Genomic DNA, 1,937 nt, shown 5'->3' with positions numbered 1-1,937 from the left:
GGCCCGCCGATGATGGGCGGAAGCGCCTACGGCGGCGCCAGCGGCTACGCTGCGGCTGGCAGCGGAGGATCGCTGGCCGTCGATTTCGGCATCCTCGAGTTCACCTGGCGCACGCTGGTGCTCGTGATCGGCTCGTGCTTCGTCATTCCGGTGCCGTGGCTGTTCGTCTGGTACACGAACTGGATCGTGCCCTGCTTCAAAGTCCCCGGCCGGCCAAATCTCAGCTTCACCGGCACTGCGATGACGCTGGTGCCCTGGTTCTTCGGCTTCATCGTTCTGGCGATCGTCATCGGCTTCATCGGCAGCCAGATCCTGAGCAATCTGCTGTTCATCGTGCAGATCGTTCTCTACTGGCTCCTGATCAAATGGTTGATCGCGAACCTCGCCTCCAACGGGCAGCCGTTGGGCTTGAGCTTCACGGGCTCCATCTGGGCCTATATCGGCTGGAATCTGCTGTTCGCGATTTCCATCATCACCATCATCGGCTGGGCCTGGGTCGCCGCGGCACAGCTGCGCTGGTTCTGCCGCAGCATCGAAGGCACGCGGCGCGAGATTGTCTTCAAGGGCAGTGGTCTCGGCATCCTCTGGCGGGGCATCGTCGCCGCGATCCTGTGCAGCCTGATCATCCCGATTCCGTGGGTGTATCGCTGGATCATGAACTGGTTCGCATCGGAGACCGTGCTGGCTCCGCGCGGGTCCCTTGGTGCATGATCCGGAAAGCCTCGAACGCGATACCTCGCGTTTGAGGTGATTATCCCTTCCGCTCGCGCACGGAGCCTTCCTGCGCGACGGAGGCGACCAGCGTGCCGTCAGGCTTGAAGATCGAGCCGCGGGTGAGGCCGCGGCCGCCTCGCGCGCTCGGCGAATCCTGCGCATAGAGCAGCCATTCGTCGGCGCGGAAGGGGCGGTGAAACCACATCGCGTGGTCGAGGCTCGCGGGCATCATGCGCTTGTCGAACAGCGTGCGGCCATAGCGCGCCATGATCGCATCAAGCAGCGAGAAGTCGGAGGCGTAGGCGAGCGCGCACATGTGCAGCGCCGGATCGTCCGGCAGGGTCGCCGCGGTCTTGATCCAGACGTGAATGCGGCCGTCGTCGATCTTCTGGCCGAAATAACGGCCGAGCTCGACCGGGCGCAGCTCGATCGGGCGATCGGATTCATAGTAGCGGCGGATGAAGTCGGGCATCTCCCGGAACATGGGCTGCTTCGCCACCTCCTCCGCCGTAAGTTTTTCCGGAGGCGGCACGTCAGGCATCCTGTCCTGATGGTCGAACGCACTCTCTTCCTCGGCATGGAAGGAGACCATGATCGAAAAGATCGCGTTGCCGTGCTGGATCGCCGTGACGCGGCGTGTCGAGTAGCTCTTGCCGTCGCGCAGGCGCTCGACCTGGTAGATGATCGGGATCTGCGGATCGCCCGGCAGGACGAAATAGCAATGCAGTGAATGCGGCAGCCGGCCCTCGACCGTGCGGCAGGCTGCAACCATCGCCTGCCCGATCACCTGGCCTCCAAAGACCCGCTGCCAGCTCGTCTTAGGGCTGTTGCCGCGGAACAGGTTCACCTCGAGCTGCTCGAGGTCGAGGATCGAAATCAGGTCGATCAGGCTTTTGGACATGATGGTGCTTTCGCATTGTCGTCATTCCGAGGCGATGCAGAGCATCGAACCCGGAATCGAGAGCCGATAACCTCCGGATTCCGGGTTCGCGCTTTGCGCCCCGGAATGACAGGAAGGAGCGCCCTTGTTTCACCGCACTGTTTCGCCCACCTCAAGTCTGCTAGCAAGACCAGGATTTGGCCGGGAATTTGGGTATGTCGGTACAGGGTAGCATTGTCATTGGTGGCGGCGCGTTTGCAGGGCTTGCGCTGGCGCTGGCGCTGCGCCAGGGGCTCGGGCCCGAGATTCCCGTCATCGTCGCCGATCCCGCGCTCGGCATGCG

2 protein-coding genes and 1 pseudogene are annotated in these 1,937 nt (G+C 63.2%); 2 read left to right on the top strand and 1 reads right to left on the bottom strand.

The genetic code is table 11. The features are described from left to right. On the top strand, nt 1–711 hold a 711-nt coding region (locus MOV75_RS36310; RefSeq protein ID WP_247007781.1), incomplete at its 5' end, for a hypothetical protein. Nucleotides 712–751: 40 nt separating this feature from the next. Here MOV75_RS36310 and tesB read toward each other — a convergent pair. Further along, nucleotides 752–1,615, bottom strand: coding sequence for an acyl-CoA thioesterase II (tesB, locus tag MOV75_RS36305; protein ID WP_212082690.1), 864 nt, complete (start codon nt 1,613–1,615; stop codon nt 752–754). Between the two features lie 194 nt (nt 1,616–1,809). Here tesB and MOV75_RS36300 point away from each other — a divergent pair. Beyond that, a pseudogene (locus tag MOV75_RS36300) lies at nt 1,810–1,937 on the top strand (2-octaprenyl-6-methoxyphenyl hydroxylase); the annotation flags it as partial.

It is taken from the genome of Bradyrhizobium sp. PRIMUS42, assembly GCF_023006515.1.
Classification (GTDB): Bacteria; Pseudomonadota; Alphaproteobacteria; order Rhizobiales; family Xanthobacteraceae; genus Bradyrhizobium.
Note: the sequence above shows the minus strand (reverse complement) of the source record. Positions and strands in the feature narration are given on the sequence as shown.